The 854-nt window shown below is 45.3% G+C and carries 1 protein-coding gene and 1 pseudogene; both read left to right on the forward strand.

Annotated elements, in window-relative coordinates:
* Nucleotides 1-324 (forward strand): annotated as a pseudogene (locus R7O13_RS25445) (EamA family transporter); the annotation flags it as partial.
* Nucleotides 325-398: 74 nt separating this feature from the next.
* A partial coding sequence (locus tag R7O13_RS25450; RefSeq protein WP_318305020.1) for an AraC family ligand binding domain-containing protein occupies nt 399-854 on the forward strand: 456 nt, incomplete at its 3' end.

Below are 854 nucleotides of genomic sequence, written 5' to 3' on the forward strand. Positions count from 1 at the left end.
CTGTTTATTGCCAGCTCACCAACGGCAAACATGATTGAAAATCCATGGCAGCTCAATACGTTGTTGATTGCAGCCGGTGTGGTGACGACCTTGCCATTGCTGTGCTTCACTGGTGCCGCGACGCGCCTCAAATTATCAACGCTCGGCTTTTTCCAGTACATCGGCCCTAGCCTGATGTTCTTGCTTGCAGTGTTAATTTACGGCGAGACCTTCACGATGGATAAAGCGATTACGTTCGCCTTTATTTGGGGAGCTCTTGTGGTATTTAGCTTCGATGGGCTGCGCAACAATCGCCGTTCACGCCGAGCCATTCAGTCACAGTGATCGTTTTTTACAAGACAATCTAACAATTGATGGATAAGCTTGGTCATTATGTGACCAAGCTTTTTTTGTATGTAATGGAACAGATTCAATACTACGCGACCGACCATGACCAACTGAGTCTGATCGAGGCGAAATACCAAAAGTTTGCCTTTCAACGGCACTATCATTTGGATTTTCACCTCGGCTTGATCACGCATGGTGAGCAGAAGTTTCATTATCAAGGCTCTCATCACCAAGTCGGTCATGGGCAAATCGTTATTATGCCGCCCGATGAACTGCACGACGGCCAGTCTAAGCTTGCCAGTGGCTATCAAGTGAATGTTTTTTCGATCGAACCACACTTACTTAGCGATCTGGCAGATCTTAAACAAAACGGTCAAATTATCCGCTTTAATGAGTTGATCATCTCCGATCCACAGATATTTTCACAACTTAGTAACTTGCACGGACTATTGAGGCGCGAAAATCTCAGTCAGTTAACCAAAGATTGTCTGCCTTTTGAGGGATTTAACCAACTTTTTGATCGCTAC

This window comes from Vibrio sp. Y176 (genome assembly GCF_033438945.1).